At 62.0% G+C, this 14618-nt stretch carries 11 protein-coding genes, 1 tRNA gene and 1 pseudogene; 5 read left to right on the top strand and 8 right to left on the bottom strand.

Annotation, left to right across the window (positions count from 1 at the left end):
• Nucleotides 1–6: 6 nt before the first annotated feature.
• The 3 genes from A9K71_RS16150 to A9K71_RS16140 all read right to left on the bottom strand — a co-directional run bounded on the left by A9K71_RS16150 (nucleotide 7) and on the right by A9K71_RS16140 (nucleotide 2835).
• Nucleotides 7–1164 (bottom strand): CAP domain-containing protein, encoded by a 1158-nt coding sequence (locus A9K71_RS16150; protein WP_066997511.1) that lies wholly within the window; start codon nucleotides 1162–1164, stop codon nucleotides 7–9.
• 201 nt (nucleotides 1165–1365) lie between these two features.
• A complete protein-coding gene (locus A9K71_RS16145) occupies nucleotides 1366–1650 on the bottom strand; it encodes an acylphosphatase (RefSeq protein ID WP_066997510.1) in 285 nt (94 codons plus the stop codon).
• Between the two features lie 72 nt (nucleotides 1651–1722).
• Nucleotides 1723–2835, bottom strand: a complete 1113-nt coding sequence (locus A9K71_RS16140) for a pyridoxal phosphate-dependent aminotransferase (protein WP_066997507.1) — start codon at nucleotides 2833–2835, stop codon at nucleotides 1723–1725.
• 129 nt (nucleotides 2836–2964) lie between these two features.
• On the opposite strand from A9K71_RS16140, the gene A9K71_RS16135 reads away from it, so the two are divergent.
• The gene (locus A9K71_RS16135) at nucleotides 2965–4647 is read left to right on the top strand and encodes a sulfotransferase (RefSeq protein ID WP_066997504.1); all 1683 of its coding nucleotides are present in this window, start codon (nucleotides 2965–2967) and stop codon (nucleotides 4645–4647) included.
• A 269-nt stretch (nucleotides 4648–4916) separates the two neighbouring features.
• Here A9K71_RS16135 and A9K71_RS16130 read toward each other — a convergent pair whose 3' ends face one another.
• From A9K71_RS16130 to A9K71_RS16125, 3 genes and pseudogenes are all read right to left on the bottom strand, one after another.
• The gene (locus A9K71_RS16130; protein ID WP_066997501.1) at nucleotides 4917–6110 is read right to left on the bottom strand and encodes a porin; all 1194 of its coding nucleotides are present in this window, start codon (nucleotides 6108–6110) and stop codon (nucleotides 4917–4919) included.
• Nucleotides 6111–6211: 101 nt separating this feature from the next.
• Nucleotides 6212–6453: pseudogene (locus A9K71_RS30500) on the bottom strand (GIY-YIG nuclease family protein).
• 103 nt (nucleotides 6454–6556) lie between these two features.
• A tRNA-Ser gene (locus A9K71_RS16125) sits at nucleotides 6557–6647 on the bottom strand.
• Between the two features lie 441 nt (nucleotides 6648–7088).
• On the opposite strand from A9K71_RS16125, the gene A9K71_RS16120 reads away from it, so the two are divergent.
• Complete coding sequence (locus tag A9K71_RS16120) at nucleotides 7089–8273, top strand: porin (RefSeq protein WP_066997498.1); 1185 nt, start codon at nucleotides 7089–7091, stop codon at nucleotides 8271–8273.
• Nucleotides 8274–8516: 243 nt separating this feature from the next.
• Complete coding sequence (locus tag A9K71_RS16115; RefSeq protein ID WP_066997495.1) at nucleotides 8517–9590, top strand: site-specific integrase; 1074 nt, start codon at nucleotides 8517–8519, stop codon at nucleotides 9588–9590.
• 53 nt (nucleotides 9591–9643) lie between these two features.
• On the opposite strand, the gene A9K71_RS16110 is transcribed toward A9K71_RS16115, so the two are convergent.
• Nucleotides 9644–10552 (bottom strand): alpha/beta hydrolase, encoded by a 909-nt coding sequence (locus A9K71_RS16110; protein ID WP_066997491.1) that lies wholly within the window; start codon nucleotides 10550–10552, stop codon nucleotides 9644–9646.
• Nucleotides 10553–10845: 293 nt separating this feature from the next.
• Complete coding sequence (locus tag A9K71_RS16105; RefSeq protein ID WP_066997488.1) at nucleotides 10846–12888, bottom strand: lytic transglycosylase domain-containing protein; 2043 nt, start codon at nucleotides 12886–12888, stop codon at nucleotides 10846–10848.
• Nucleotides 12889–13189: 301 nt separating this feature from the next.
• Here A9K71_RS16105 and dapA point away from each other — a divergent pair, with 301 nt between their 5' ends.
• Together dapA and smpB are read left to right on the top strand one after the other, a co-directional pair.
• The gene (gene dapA / locus A9K71_RS16100; RefSeq protein WP_066997485.1) at nucleotides 13190–14071 is read left to right on the top strand and encodes a 4-hydroxy-tetrahydrodipicolinate synthase; all 882 of its coding nucleotides are present in this window, start codon (nucleotides 13190–13192) and stop codon (nucleotides 14069–14071) included.
• Nucleotides 14072–14096: 25 nt separating this feature from the next.
• On the top strand, nucleotides 14097–14576 hold the full coding sequence (smpB, locus tag A9K71_RS16095) for an SsrA-binding protein SmpB (RefSeq protein ID WP_066997481.1): 480 nt from the start codon (nucleotides 14097–14099) through the stop codon (nucleotides 14574–14576).
• Nucleotides 14577–14618: the final 42 nt, after the last annotated feature.

The following is a 14618-nucleotide window of genomic DNA, read 5'->3' as shown; positions in this document are numbered from 1 at the left end:
AATGGATCAGCCGACGAGTTCCGTCGTTTGATGATCGGAATGGCCGGCAATCTGCGCCAGGATCTTGGTGATCGCGGACTGCGCCGCATCGGCCGCGTCGGCAAAGACCGGATTGTCGGCCGGCAGGTGGTCGTGCAGCCCCGCTGCCGCCCGTTCCACAGCCTGCTGGACATGGTCCGACGGATCCGGCGCGTTGTCCGGATTGGCGTGCGAGGCGTGACGGAACAAGAATTGGTCGCCGTCCAAGGCCACCGCATCATGCTTGGGCGCGTCGGTGGAGTCGGTGAGACCAGGCGTGCCCCGGTCGCCAACAGGATGCTTGCCGAAGAAGTCGGCGAGCCAGTTTTTGGCGCCGTTGCCCGTGTTCGGTCCGCTGGTCGGCGCGGCCGGGGCGTGGCTTGAATCGGATCCTGAATCTTCTGCCGATGCCGTCGCCGCGAGCGTGCCCGATTTCATTGCCGGGTCGATCAGGTCGCGCTTGACGTTCTTGGTGCCGATTGTCGCCGTCTGCGTCGAAGTGGCGATATTGGCGCCCGAAAAAGTGACGTTATAGGTGCCGGGCTTCAGCGCTAGATCATAGCCGCCGGCGGCCGAGGTCGTGGTCTTAAAGGTCTGGCCGGCTGAGTTCCTGGCGGTCACAGTGATGGTGCCCAGCCCTTCGCCCGGATCGTAGAAACGGTCGCCGTCCTTGTCGTCGAAAGCGACGCCGGTGAGGAAGAGATCCGTGCCGCTCTTGGCGAAATCCTCCGTGACGAAGGCGCTGCTGCGGCCCTTGTAGTCGCCGACCTCGAAGGCGAGCCCAACTTCACGGAAGTTGGAATTGAGGATGTTGGCCCGATGCCCGGGAGAATTCATCAGATTGGTGTGGAGAAGCTTGACCTCGTCGACATAGCCGGTCGGCGCGCGGGTCGTTGCCCAGGCGATGTTCTCGCCCGTGGCCCATGAGCCGCTCAGCGTATAACCGGCATTCGTCATGCGCGTCGTCGGCGACGAACCCCCGGAGCCGGTGTGAGAGAATGTGTCGGTGGCCAGCATCCACTTGTCGTGGCCCTCGGCGGCTTCGCTGAGATCGTTGTCGAAGGCCAGGGGCTGGGCGCCGGCCTTGGCGCGCTCAGCATTGATGAGCTCGAGCAGATACTGCTCGTTGGCACTGTGCTGCGGCATTGGAATATCCCCGTTGATACTGTTTGGTGAGCCCCCTGATCTCCGTCACCCGCCTTTCCGGCTATGGAGCAAATATGTTCATCATGCGGCGCTAAAGTAACGAATCGGAATATACGCACATATATCGTGTGCGTGTCGCACCAGAAGCAGTGTCGGACGGGTTGCCGATCAGTGGATGGAAGCTGATTTCGGCGGACTTGACTAGGCGATGATCCTGAAGTCGATAGGTGCACTGTCGTCCGTGCGTTCTTCGACCTCGACCCTGATGACCGTCGCGCCCCTAGGCCCCCGCCACAGCCGATCGACCATCGAGTCGATCGCTGCGTCGGCGCCGGCGATGAGCGCCGTGACCGAACCGTCGTGCTCGTTTCGCACCCAGCCCGTCAGTCCGAGGCGCACGGCTTCGTCCCGCGCCCAAACCCGGTAGCTGACCCCTTGCACCTTGCCGGAGATGCGCGCCCGAACGGTTCTCTTCTGCTTGACCATGCTCGTCTCCGCCTTCGAAACCTTACGGAATCCGGCTCGGCGCCGCGCAAACGCAACGGCTGTGGATCGCCGTTAGTTCCCCCGCGCCGCCGCCAGCGCGCCAGGCAATTCCTCGGCGAAGATGTCGAGCTCATGGTCGAGGCCGACGCTGACCCGGATGCAGCGGTCGAGCCGCGGCGCCATCGGCTTGCGGATGAAGACGTCGCGCGAGAGCAGCGCCTGCATTACTGTCAGCGCGAAGGCGCCGTCGCGGCCGCAGTCTATGGTGACGAAATTGGTAGCCGAGGGCAGCGGCTTCAGCCCGTTCTCCTCGGCGATGGCCGCAATGCGCCGGCGCCCCGCGGCCACGCGCGCCACCACCGAATTCAGATAGTCCTGATCGGCCATCGCCTCGAGCCCGGCGATCTGCGCCATGCGGCTGACGCCGTAGTGGTTGCGGATCTTTTCGAAGTCGCGGATCACTTCCCGTTCGGCCACCGCATAGCCGCAGCGAATGCCGGCAAGCCCGTAGGCCTTGGAGAAGGTGCGCATGCGCACGACGTTCGGCCGCGCGACGTCGATCGGCGGTAGCGCCGAGGCCGGTCCGAGCTCACCATAGGCCTCGTCCAGCACCAGCATGGTGGTTTCCGGCAGCGCCTCGATGAAGCCGACGACGTCCGGCGCTTCCCACCAGCTTCCCATCGGATTGTCCGGATTGGAGAGATAGACGAGCGGCGCTCTTTCCCTGGCGACAGCGGCAACCAGCCCGTCGAGGTCCTCCTTGTCGTTGGTGTAGGGAACCGTCACCAGCCGGCCGCCGACGCCGGCGATGTGGAAGTTGAAGGTGGGATAGGCGCCAAGCGAGGTCACCACCGCGTCGCCCGGCGCGACATACATGCGCGCGACAAGGCCGAGCAGTCCGTCAATGCCTTCGCCGACCACCACGTTCTCGACGCCGACATTGTGATGCGCGGCCGCCGCGACCTTCAGCTCGAAATTGTCGGGGTCGCAATACATCCACTGGTCGCGCGCGACGCTCTCCATGCGGGCAATCACGCGCGGCGAGGGCCCAAAGCTGCTCTCATTGGCGCCGATGCGGGCGCGGAAAGGCCGCCCGCGCTCGCGCTCCTGCGCCTCCGGCCCGACGAACGGCACCGTGGTGGGAAGCGCGCCGACGATCGGCGTAAGGGAAGGGCGCGGGCGCATGGCAAGGGCTCGGTTGAGAGGAGCTTCTTGGTAGCGTGGGCGAGGGGTGGGTGCAAGCTGCGCGAGAAACAACGAAGACGCACCATAGCCGGACTAGATTCTCCCGCCCGCTTTTGCTAGCGACGCAGGATGAGCAACCGATTGCCGCCTTCCTGGGCAAAGCACCTGAAAACTCAACCCTCGGCTAAGGCGGCACCGCCGAAAACCGTAGCACCCAAGGCACAGCTGAAGTCCGGTCCGTCTCGCGTGCAAGCCGACGACATGCTGTTGAGGCAGGCGCTCGAGTTTCAGAAAGCTGAGCAATTGCCTGAGGCGGAGGAACTCTGCTTTCGTGTCCTGGCGCGTACCCCAAACCATCCGCTGGCTTTTTACATCCTGGGAACCCTCGGCATCGGATTCGACAACGAGAAGGCTTTGCGGTACTTCGCCCGGGCGGTCGGAGAGGAGCCACGAAATCCTTACTACCACCTTAGTCTCGGCGAGACCTACCTGAAGCTCAGCGAGTTTACGCCGGCAATCAGGCACTTTCAGCAGGCCTTGGCCTTGAAACCGGATCTGGTGGAAGCGCTTTGCGCCCTGGGCGAAGCTTACAAGGCGTTCGACAAGGGAGAGATGGCGCTGCCGCTCTTTGAGAGGGCGCTCGAGTTCGACCGAAATCATCCTGGGGCCCGGTTGGGGTTGCCGGGTGCACTCGCGAGCCTTGGCCGTATGGAGGAAGCCGCAGTTCATCTGAAAGAGGCGATAAAACGGCGCATCGCGGTACCGGGAGCCTATCACGCGCTTATGCAAACGCGCAAATTCACGGAAGAGCCGACGGAACTCGCGGCAATCCTCACGGAGATTCGAGATTCGGGCCATGGGCCGGAGGGAATGGCAGCGCTGCACCACGCCGCCGGAAAGGTGCTCAACGATCTCCATCGCTATCAGGAGGCGATGGACCACTTCAAGCAAGGGAATCAGGCCAGGGGCCTAAAATTCGACCTGGCATGCTATCGTCGCTGGGTCGATGCCGTGATCGAGACCTTCACACCCGGACTGGTGGCTTCAATGGCCGCTTATGGCAATCCCTCGGAGGTGCCTGTGTTCATCGTCGGCATGCCTCGCTCGGGCACGACGCTGACAGAGCAGATTTGCGCCAGCCATCCTGATGTTCATGGCGCCGGCGAACTCAGCAAGCTCAGACGAATTGCCAACGGGCTAGGCCTCAGAGACGGCCCTGACGCAAACGTCGCTAAATCGGTCGCGACGATTACTCCCGAATTGACCAAGACGCTGGCATCCGAGCATCTTGCCTATCTACGTGAGCGAGCGCCTGACGCGCTTCGAATCGTCGACAAGATGCCCCACAATTTCGAGTTGATCGGACTAATCGGCATCCTGTTTCCCAACGCGCGCATCATTCATTGCCGCCGCGATGCCATCGACAATTGCATCTCCTGCTTCGTGCTGCAGTTCAATGAAGCGCATAACTACAGCGCAGATCTTGAGACACTAGGGCTATACTACAGAGAATATGACCGCCTAATGCGGCACTGGAACAACGTTCTTCCGGGCCGCATCTTCGAAAACCGGTATGAGATATTGATTGAAAATCAAGAGGAGCAGTCGCGCCGCTTGATAGATTATCTCGGGTTGCCTTGGGACGACGCCTGCTTGCGCTTTTTTGACAGGGACGGCTCGGTAAACACTTTCAGCCGTTGGCAGGTTCGCCAGCCGATTTACAAGTCGTCCGTCAAGCGTTGGAGGAACTATGAAGGCGAGATCCAACCGCTGATCGAAGCCTTGGGCAACTTGGCTGAGGTTGACCTGTAATTTAGTTTCCTACTAGAAAAATTCTGGCCGGAAGGTACACCGCAAAATCGCTCGTGTGGCGATTGGCAGAACGTTCATTGTTTCGTCGTTCTCTGGCGAAGCAAGGAGGGAAGCGGCACGGCGGAGACCAGGAGCCGGGGCGTGAACGGCGGATTTCTGCCATCTTATCGAGTGCAGCACTGCGCAATGGTGCTTTGAGGAACTGCCCGCAGAAAAGAAAAAACCCGGCAGTTGCCCGCCGGGTTTCGATTTCAGTTGGACGCTGCTGATTAGAACGAACGCTGGAAGCGGAGCATACCGCCGACGCTGTTCTTCTTATTGGCGTTGGTCCAGTTTCGGTCGTCCAGGTCGCCGAATTTGCCATCGTGCAAGTAATCGACCTCGGCCGTAACCGTGAAGCCAGGCACAATGTCGTAGGCGACGTTGGCTGCGACGCCGTAGTTCTTGGCGTCATCAGCAGAGGCCTGGAGGTTGAACGAGGTCTTCTCGTTGAACTTGTAGGTGCCGCCGCCCCAGACTGCCCAGTTTCCGCCCCACTGCTTGTAGAAGTTTCGGTCGATGTGGTCGTCCGACCCGTAGCCGGCCATGAGGAAAAGCGACAGCTCGTTGGTCGCGTTCACATCCAAGCGGACCTTGCCTGCCCATTCATCCCAGGCGCTGTCATAGGCGACGACGCCCGTGATGGCGCCCCAGCCCTGGGTATACTTCACGCCGCCGACAACATGCGGAACATAGCTGTCGATGGTGTCATTGCCCGAACCGGCATTGTAGAGGTAATTGCCAACCCCATCAACAACCGGGCCGCCAGCGGAACCGGCCCCTTCTTCCAGCGAGACCACAGCCGAGAAGCCGTTGCCGGCGTCAAAGTAGTACTGGACGACGTTGGTGTCGAAGCCGCCATAGGGAACCAGCGTATCGTTGATGACGTTGCCGGCGTATCCGATGAACGTGTTGAAGGCCGATTCGTCCTTGCCGACGCGCAGGCCGCCGAGCTGGATCCAGGCGAAATTCAGCGTGATGCCCTTGTTACCGGCGGGATTGCCGATCGGCTGGCCGCCGGCAGTGACCGAATCGCCATAGCCGTTGGAATTGCCGAAGTTGATGCGCGTCTCGGTGTAAGTCTTCAACGTGCCGAGCTCGGTCTCCTGGCCAGTCCAGGTCTTCAGCGTAAAGCGGGTGTTCTTGTACCAGGTACCCTGGTCGCCGCCATTCCGCACGTCGAGGCTGCGCGCGCCATCGAACGAACCGACATCGCCGAGGCCAATGTCGTAACGGACATAGCCGCCAATGCGCAGGCAGGTCTCAGTGCCGGGGATATAGAAGTAGCCCGAGCCGTATACGTCGCAGATCTTGACGTATTCAGCCGGTTCCGGCTCGGCGACGGTCACCGCGTCGGCGGCGCGAGCACCGGAAACTGCGATCAGGGCCGCAGCTGAGCCGAGAAGAAGGCTCTTGATGTTCATTTTCTGACCTCCAGTCAGAATCGAACGGCAGCGTCGATTTCACTCGACTGTCACCGGTGTCAGTGCTTTGTTATTGCTGTATTTTTTTTGCCGGGTAGCCGCTACCACAGACGTTTGCTGGCGAACGCGTGCCCGGATCCCGATTTGAGATAGCGCTCGAACGAAGTCGCCTTTGCTCGGCTTGAAAGGCCATGTAGGTCACGATTCGCCGCGGCAGAAATTTGGAAGTGTGACTGGACTTTCCTGCGTGATGCTCAGCAATTCGTCGCCGCAGGTCCGATGTTATGCCGATATAACGCTCGCCTACGAAAGCCTCGCTCGCAATCAGGTATACGTACCACACGGACCGGCCCTCCTTCGCCAAGGCTTCGGAGGGCATCCTCTCCGCATCCTGCTTCGCACGAACTGTCGGGCTTGTCCTGCGAAGCGCGCAGCGCGAAGCAGGATGGCGGAGAGGATGGGATTCGAACCCACGAGAAGCTTTTGACCTCTACTCCCTTAGCAGGGGAGCGCCTTCGACCACTCGGCCACCTCTCCGTCGCGCCGCTGGATAAAGAAAAGCGGCGGCACAATCAACAAGCCCGCGCCGTAATCGCTGAAAATTCGACGCCGGCAGCAGGATGAGTGTTCCCATGCGGCGATTCCATGGCGATTCCCGGCCGGCGACTCGCAGCTGGCGCCGCAATTTCGGCCGCCCCTCGCCGGATTCGACCGACTGCAAGGCCTTAATGGTTAATGAGAACTTTCGGAGTGAGGCCAAATCGTGTCATTTGTGCAACAACGTCCGGTGATAGCGTCTGGACGGGGCTTCTGCCGATACGATCATAGTTGAACGCCGCCGCCGCCTGGGTAAAGGTCACGTTCGAAGGAGCGGCGCGGTGCGCATCTTTTTCGGTAAGTGGGGATGGGGCAGGGAACGCTGTCCTTCAGCAAAAAATACCCAGACCCGTTTTTTAACTTTTGACTGGAGGTCAGAAAATGAACATCAAGAGCCTTCTTCTCGGCTCAGCTGCGGCCATGATCGCAGTTTCCGGTGCTCGCGCCGCCGACGCGGTGACCGTCGCCGAGCCGGAACCGGCTGAATACGTCAGGATCTGCGACGTGTACGGCTCGGGCTACTTCTACATCCCCGGCACCGAGACCTGCCTGCGCATCGGCGGCTATGTCCGCTACGACATCGGCGTCGGCGACGTCGGCTCGTTCGACGGCGCGCGGTCCTTTGACCACCAAGATGGTGACGAGCAGGACACCTTCTACAAGAATGCGCGCTTCACGCTGAAGACCTGGACCGGCCAGGAGACCGAGCTCGGCACCTTGAAGACCTACACCGAGACCCGGTTCAACTTCGGCAACCGCAACAACTACGGCCAGGTCACTGTTACTGGTCCTACCACAGCCCCCGTTACGAACCTGCTCGGCAACCCCGCCGCCAACAAGGCCGTCTCGCTGAACTTCGCCTGGATCCAGCTCGGTGGCCTCCGAGTTGGTAAGGACGAATCGGCCTTCAACACGTTCATCGGCTACGCCGGCAACGTCATCCAGGATACGCTCGTTCCCTACGGCGACTTCGACACCAACGTCGTCCAGTACTACTTCGACGCCGGCAACGGCTTCTCCGCCGTCCTCTCGCTCGAAGAAGGCTCGGGCGTCGTCGGCACGATCGACAGCTATGTTCCGCATGTCGTCGGCGGCCTGAAGTGGACGCAGGGCTGGGGCGCCATCAGCGGCGTCATCGCTTATGACAGCAACTATGAAGAAGTCGCTGGTAAGGTCCGCTTGGACGTGAATGCCACTGACGCGATCTCGCTGTTCATCATGGCTGGCTACGGTACCGACGACAACCTGTTGGAAGTCCATGCTCCGGGCACTGGTATCAACGCTGGCGGCCGCGGCTTCTACAAGCAGTGGAGCGGTAACTGGGCAGTGTGGGGCGGCGGCACCTACAAGTTCAACGAGAAGACCTCGTTCAACCTCCAGGTGTCTGCTGACGATGGCAAGAACGTCGGCGTCGCTGCGAACGTCGCCTACGACATCGTTCCCGGCTTCACGGTGACCGCCGAAGTTGACTACCTCCACCTTGGCGACGACTCCGTCTCCAACTGGACCAACGCCGACAAGGAAAACAGCGTCGGCGGCATGCTCCGCTTCCAGCGCTCCTTCTAAGGGCTGGACTGCTACAACTGAAATCCGGCCCGGGCATCTCTGCGCCCGGGCCGTTTTGCTTTTCGCGATGGATCAACGCAACGAAAGGACGGGGGTGAAAACGGTAAGCTGATCGGGTCTGTAGAGCGACTTTGTGGGATCCGCCATCGGCGGATGGGGTCGGAGACCAGACTCGAAAACTCTTGAAAGGATGCTCCCGAGCGGTTAGGGCTGGTCCCTTAACCACAGGGGGTGTGGCTAAAAATGTCGAATGAAGCGATTCGAGAGGGGGAGCCCTCTGGTCATTTTGCGGTATTTTCTTCTCAGAATTCGAAATTTAGGTACACCTATAACAAGATCCGGGAAGTAAAATCGTACAGGGTCAGTGAGCTCTTTACAGCATACCGGGATATACTCTGGGATGATGGGCGGCATAAATACAATGTCAGCTCATTCATTGGTGAAATAGACGAGATCCTTCTGGGAGAGCGTTTCAGCACCTTTGACCAGAACACCCTGGACAGTCTTATCGGTACCTTGCGCCAGCGCGGGAACAGCAACGCAACCATCAATCGCAAGATGGCTGCACTCAGCAAGCTGCTGCGCAAGGCTCATAAGATGGGAGATATCCACAGCCTGCCCGAGTTCCGCCGCCAGAAGGAGCGGGCGGGACGGATTCGTTTCCTCGAAAGGGACGAAGAGACAAGGCTGTTCGCCGCCATCAAGAGCCGCAGCGAAGATGCTTACCGACTTTCGGTCTTCCTGGTCGACACCGGCTGCCGCCTCGGCGAGGCGCTTGGCCTGATCTGGAACGACATCCAGGAACACCGCGTCAGCTTCTGGATCACAAAGTCGGGCCGCAGCCGCACCATCCCGATGACCGAACGGGTCAAGGAGGTGATCAAGCTGCCGCCGACCACCGAAGGTCGCCGGCCGAAGGGTCCGTTCACCAAGCTCACCCAGGCGCAGTACCGCGCCATCTGGAACGAGGCGAAGGCCGAAGTCGGTCTAGGCGCCGATGAGCAAGTGGTGCCGCATATCCTGCGCCACACTTGCGCCTCGAGACTCGTCCAGGGCGGCATCGATATCCGGCGCGTGCAGATGTGGCTCGGCCACCAGACGCTTTCGATGACCATGCGTTACGCGCACCTCGCAACCAACGACCTCGATGGCTGCGTCGTAGTGCTGGAGAAGCCGCGCGCCGAAGAGACGCCGCGCCAGGCGGAGAACTCGGTGTTTGCGTCCCCGTTGACCACGCCTTCATCCGCCAAAGCCGCCCGCAAGGAGAGCGGCTCGGAGCCGGCGAAGGCAGGCCGCAAGAGCTCGAAGGGCAAATAGGCGGCACGCCACGCGCCGGGAATCTATATTTCAAAAACAGGCCCGGGGCGGAGTTAGTCTCGGGCTTTACTTTGCGTGGACTTGACTTCGGCGCGATCGAGGAAATCCGCAATCTTCTTCGGCAGGTTGCCGGTTTCCAGGAAGGGCGCGTGTCCCTGGCCTTCGACCGTGATCGTTTGCATGCCGGGATGACGCTTTGCCATCTCCTCGATCGTCGCGGTGGAGAGAAGCGTCGAATTGCCGCCGCGTATGGCGAGCAACGGCACGGCGGCAAGCGCGTTGAACTGTGGCCACAGATCCGGCAGTGGCTTGCTGAAGTCGACATTGGCCAGGGTCTCGACCAGGGCAGGATCGAAATCGGGCACCAGCCCGGCATCCGTGTCGCGGCAGATGGCGCCAACCATACGCGCCCAGTCGGCATCGGTGAGCGCCGGGAAGCCGCCACCATGCACGCGCCGCTGCGCATCGACTGCCTCGGCGAATGTCCTCGGCTTCGGCGCGCGATCGAGATATGAGCGGATATGGGCCAGACCTTCCGCCTCGATCACCGGGCCAATATCGTTGAGGACAATGGCTTTCAACGCGGCCGGCTTCAGCGCGCCGAGCACATGGATGATGAGTCCGCCGCGCGAGGTGCCGATGAAGCCAGCCTCTTCGATACCCAGCGCCGACAAGCCAGCGAGCACGTCGCCGGCTTCGACGCCGACATTGTAGTGGCTGATGTCGGGATCGTAGTCGGATCGGCCACGGCCGCGATAGTCGAAAGCGACGACCTTGCGCGGCGTCTTCGCCTTGCCGGAGAGGTAAAGCGCGAGCTCATGGAAGTCGCGCGCATTGCGGGTGAGGCCGGGCAGGCAAACGATCGGCCAGCCACCGCCGTTCGGCTCGCCATAAATCCGGGCGTGCAGTTTCAGCCCATCGGGTGCGGCATAGAAGAAGTCGGAGAAACCGTCGTACGCCACCCGGATGCTGCTCCTCGCTGAGGTGACCGACAGCTACAGGCGAGGGCGGCCGCGGTCAAATGATGGGAAGGCACGTTACACAACCTTGCCACGCTGGCGGGACAGCATCTCCTCTGTTCTGTCGGACATCTCCCCGCAAGGGGATTGACTGTCATCTAAGCTTTTACCCATCGCCAAAGCGGCATGAACGAGCCGGCAGCGAAACTGCCAATCTCCAAGTGCGGGGGCTGTCCGGCAGGACAGAGGGGGCGCGAAGGATCGCCAACCTGAGGCTTGCATACGCCCCACGGCGATCAACTCCGCCCGTTCACCAGATCCCCGACGATGTCGTATTTGCCGGAAATACGCATCTTGTAGACTTCATAATTCTCCATCACGCGCTGCACGTAACTTCTTGTTTCCGTGTAGGGGATCCTCTCGACCCAATCGACGACGGCGTCCACGTCCTTGCCGCGCGGATCACCGTATTTCGCCACCCACTGGGCGGCGCGGTTTGGGCCGGCATTGTAGCCGGCGAAGGTCAGCACATAGGAGCCGTTGAAGCGGTCGAGCTGCTCGCCGAGGAAGGCTGACCCCAGAGTCGCGTTGTAACCGGCATCGGTCGTCAGCCGCGTTTGCGAGAAGGTCATGCCGGCCTTCTTCGCCAGTTGCTTGGCGGTACCCGGCATCAACTGCAAGAGGCCGCGCGCGCCCGCGCTGGAAATCGCCGCGACATTGAACTCGCTCTCCTGGCGGGCGATGGCATAGGCCAGCGCCTTGCCGGAGCCGGAGATATCGGCCGAATCGGGAATGACACCCAACGGATGCGACAGCGCGCCGACATCGATGCCGCGCTGGGCGGCGATCTTGCCGACCTTCAGCGCCATGAAGTGGTTGCCCTGTTTTTCGGCAAGTCCCGCCAGCAGCGCAAGCTCGCCGGGGCTGGTCAACTGCCCGGCGAGGTCGCGGTAGAGCGTCTCGGCATAGCGGTCGTAGCCTGCTTCCTGCAGCCGCTTGATCGCGCTCACTGCCTCGCGGCCCTTGAAGCTTTGGCGGTCGGCCGCGCTGGGCGTGGGATAGACGATGCTCAAGGTCCTGAGGCCCACTCGCTCGCCGGCGAGCTGGCCGTAGAAGGTGGTTCCGTAGCTGGCTGCCCGGGTGAAATAGTCCTTGGCGCTGCCCGGGCCGCCGACTTCCGCAGCGCGGCCAAGCCAGTAATAGGCGCGCGACAGCGACACCGGGCCCTGGGCGAGCTCGGCGATGCGTGAAAAATGCGAGGCGGCCGCTGCCGGGTCGTTGAGACCGCGCAATGCATACCAGCCGGCATGGAACTCGGCTTCCGCGGCGCTGGCCGCGCTTTCGGCCGCATGCATGGAGGCGATCTTGTAGGCGGTCTTTATGTCGCCCTGATCGACCAGCTCGCGCGAAAGAACGCGCCGCTCCACCCACCAGGCATCGGGATCGACCAGCGCGTCGCGATCGGTCGGCGCCTTCATCACCACTGCCGCGGCATCGGCAACTTTTTGCTGCTTGCGCAGATATTCTGCCTCGGCGAAGAAATAGCCGGCCGAACGCTGCGCCGCCGGCACCGCCTTCAACAGTTTCGCCGCGTTTTTTTCGCCTTTATCGACCGCCACCCAGGCATCCGCCAGTTGCTGGGCGCCGGCAAGGCCGGCGACGCGCAGCGCCGAGGACGGCCGGTCGGCATAGAACATGCGCTCCATGCGATAGCGATGATCGGCCGCGGGGATCAGCGTGCCGAATTCCCTGATGATGGAAGCCTCCTCCTGGGCATCCAGCTTCTCCGTGCGCCAGAAGGGGACCAGCACCGCGCGCGCCGCCGCTTGATCGCCCAGCGCCACCTGCGAGCGGGCAAGGATGATCACGCCTTCCGGCGTCAGCGGCTGGCTGCGGCCGAAGGCCCGCACCACCACTTGCGGCGGCGGGTTCTCGCGATAGAGCGCGCGCTCGCTGTTCCTGCGCAGCGCGATCGTGCCCGGCCATCCAGGCAGCATCTTGGCGGCATCGGCGATCTCGCCGCTCGGCACCTGGTCGCCGCCATAGAGCGCGATCGCCCAGGCCAGGATGTGCCGGTCGAGCGACGTGGCTGGCAGCGTGTCGCGAGCATTGCGCGCCGCGGCGATGTTGTTCACCGCGAGCGCGTCGAGTCCGCTCTTCAATTGCGCGATGCTGGCCGGAGGCCGAGGCTGCTGCGCCTGGTCCGCGGCCGACGGCGAGCCCGGCGCGGCAATCGCCGCGGTCACGCGCACGTCGACGCTGCCGCCGATCGCCATACCCGGTATCAGCGCGACGGCCGCGCTCAAAAGCGCGAACAGATGAGGCCGACTTGTCGGCATTGTTCCACCCCGGCACATTGTCAGCAGGCACGGCCTTCGAGGCCGACCCGGAGCCTAAACTTAGGTCGTGAAAGGCTCGTAAACGAAAGGTTATCGAGGCCGTTCGAATTACGCTTGCTGGCACTACAGCAATGCTTGCCGCTGAACCGTGTCGAGACTATGGTGCGCGGCTTCGCTTTCGATTAGAAGGCGCCGAAATTAACGCATCGACAAAACGCTGATGCATGTCGCCCAAAGTGGGCACCCGGCTTTGGGAGAGCGACATGCTTAGACCAACAAAGTCTCAAGGAGTTTGGACAATATGCTGAGAGGCTCGCTGACTGCGCTCGTGACTCCGTTCGAAAAGAGCGGGCGTTTCGACGAGAAAGCCTTTCGCGCGTTTGTCGAATGGCAGATCGCCGAGGGCACCAAGGGCCTCGTGCCCGTCGGCACCACCGGCGAGTCGCCGACGCTGTCGCATGACGAGCACCGCAATGTCGTCAAGGTCTGCATCGAGGTCGCCAGGGGCAGGGTTCCAGTTGTGGCCGGTGCCGGCTCCAACAACACCGAGGAAGCCGTCGGCCTGGTGCAGTATGCCGAAAAGGCAGGCGCCGATGCAGCCCTGGTCGTCACGCCTTATTACAACAAGCCGACCCAGCGCGGCCTCTACGAGCATTTCGCAGCCGTTGCCAGGGTGACCAAGCTGCCGATCATCATCTACAACATCCCGCCGCGCTCGGTGATCGACATGACCCCGGAGACGATGGGCAGGCTGCGCCACGACTTCAAGAACATCGCCGGCGTCAAGGATGCGACCGGCAAGGTCGAGCGCGTCTCGGAACAGCGCATGACCTGCGGCAAGGATTTCATCCAGCTTTCCGGCGAGGATGCGTCCGCGCTCGGCTTCAATGCGCATGGCGGCGTCGGCTGCATCTCGGTGACGTCGAACGTCGCGCCGCGCCTTTGCGCCGAGTTCCAGGAAGCGACGCTCTCCGGCGACAGCGCCAAGGCGCTAGAACTGCAGGATCGTCTCCTGCCGCTGCATAAAGCGATCTTCGTGGAGCCCGGCGTGTCCGGCGCCAAATACGCCCTGTCGAAGCTGGGCAAGGTCGAGAACGTGGTCCGCTCGCCGCTGGTGACGGTCGAAGCTTCGACCGCCGAGAAGCTCGACGCGGCGCTGAAGCACGCCGGCTTGATTAATTAGGGACGAGGCGCCACCTCTCCGCATTATGAAGCAAGTCAAGAAAGCCGACCCCAACAACAGGACGGTCGCCGAAAACCGCAAGGCGCGCTTTTCCTACGAGGTGCTCGACACGATCGAGACCGGCTTGGTGCTGACCGGCACCGAGGTCAAGTCGCTGCGCCAGGGCCAGGCGAACATCCAGGAGAGCTACGCCTCGGCCGAAGGCGGCGAAATCTGGCTGATCAATTCCTATCTGCCGGAATATCTCCAGGCCAACCGCTTCAACCACGAGCCGCGCCGGCGCCGTAAGCTGCTCGTCAGCAAGCGCGAGATGGCCAAGCTTGCCCAGAGCGTGGAGCGCGAAGGCATGACGCTGGTGCCGCTGAAAATCTATTTCAACGATCGCGGCCGCGCCAAGCTCCTGCTCGCCATCGCCCGCGGCAAGAAGCTGCACGACAAGCGCGAGACCGAAAAGCAGCGCGACTGGTCGCGCGAGAAGGGACGGCTCCTTAAGGAGCGCGGATAGAGCCACCGTCGATATGCGGGCAAGGCGAGCAGCGAGCCAAGG

The sequence above is a fragment of the Mesorhizobium sp. WSM3873 genome (assembly GCF_001672445.1).
Classification (GTDB): Bacteria; Pseudomonadota; Alphaproteobacteria; order Rhizobiales; family Rhizobiaceae; genus Mesorhizobium.
The sequence above is the reverse complement of the archived record's forward strand: the minus strand, read 5'-3'. Positions and strand labels throughout refer to the sequence as shown.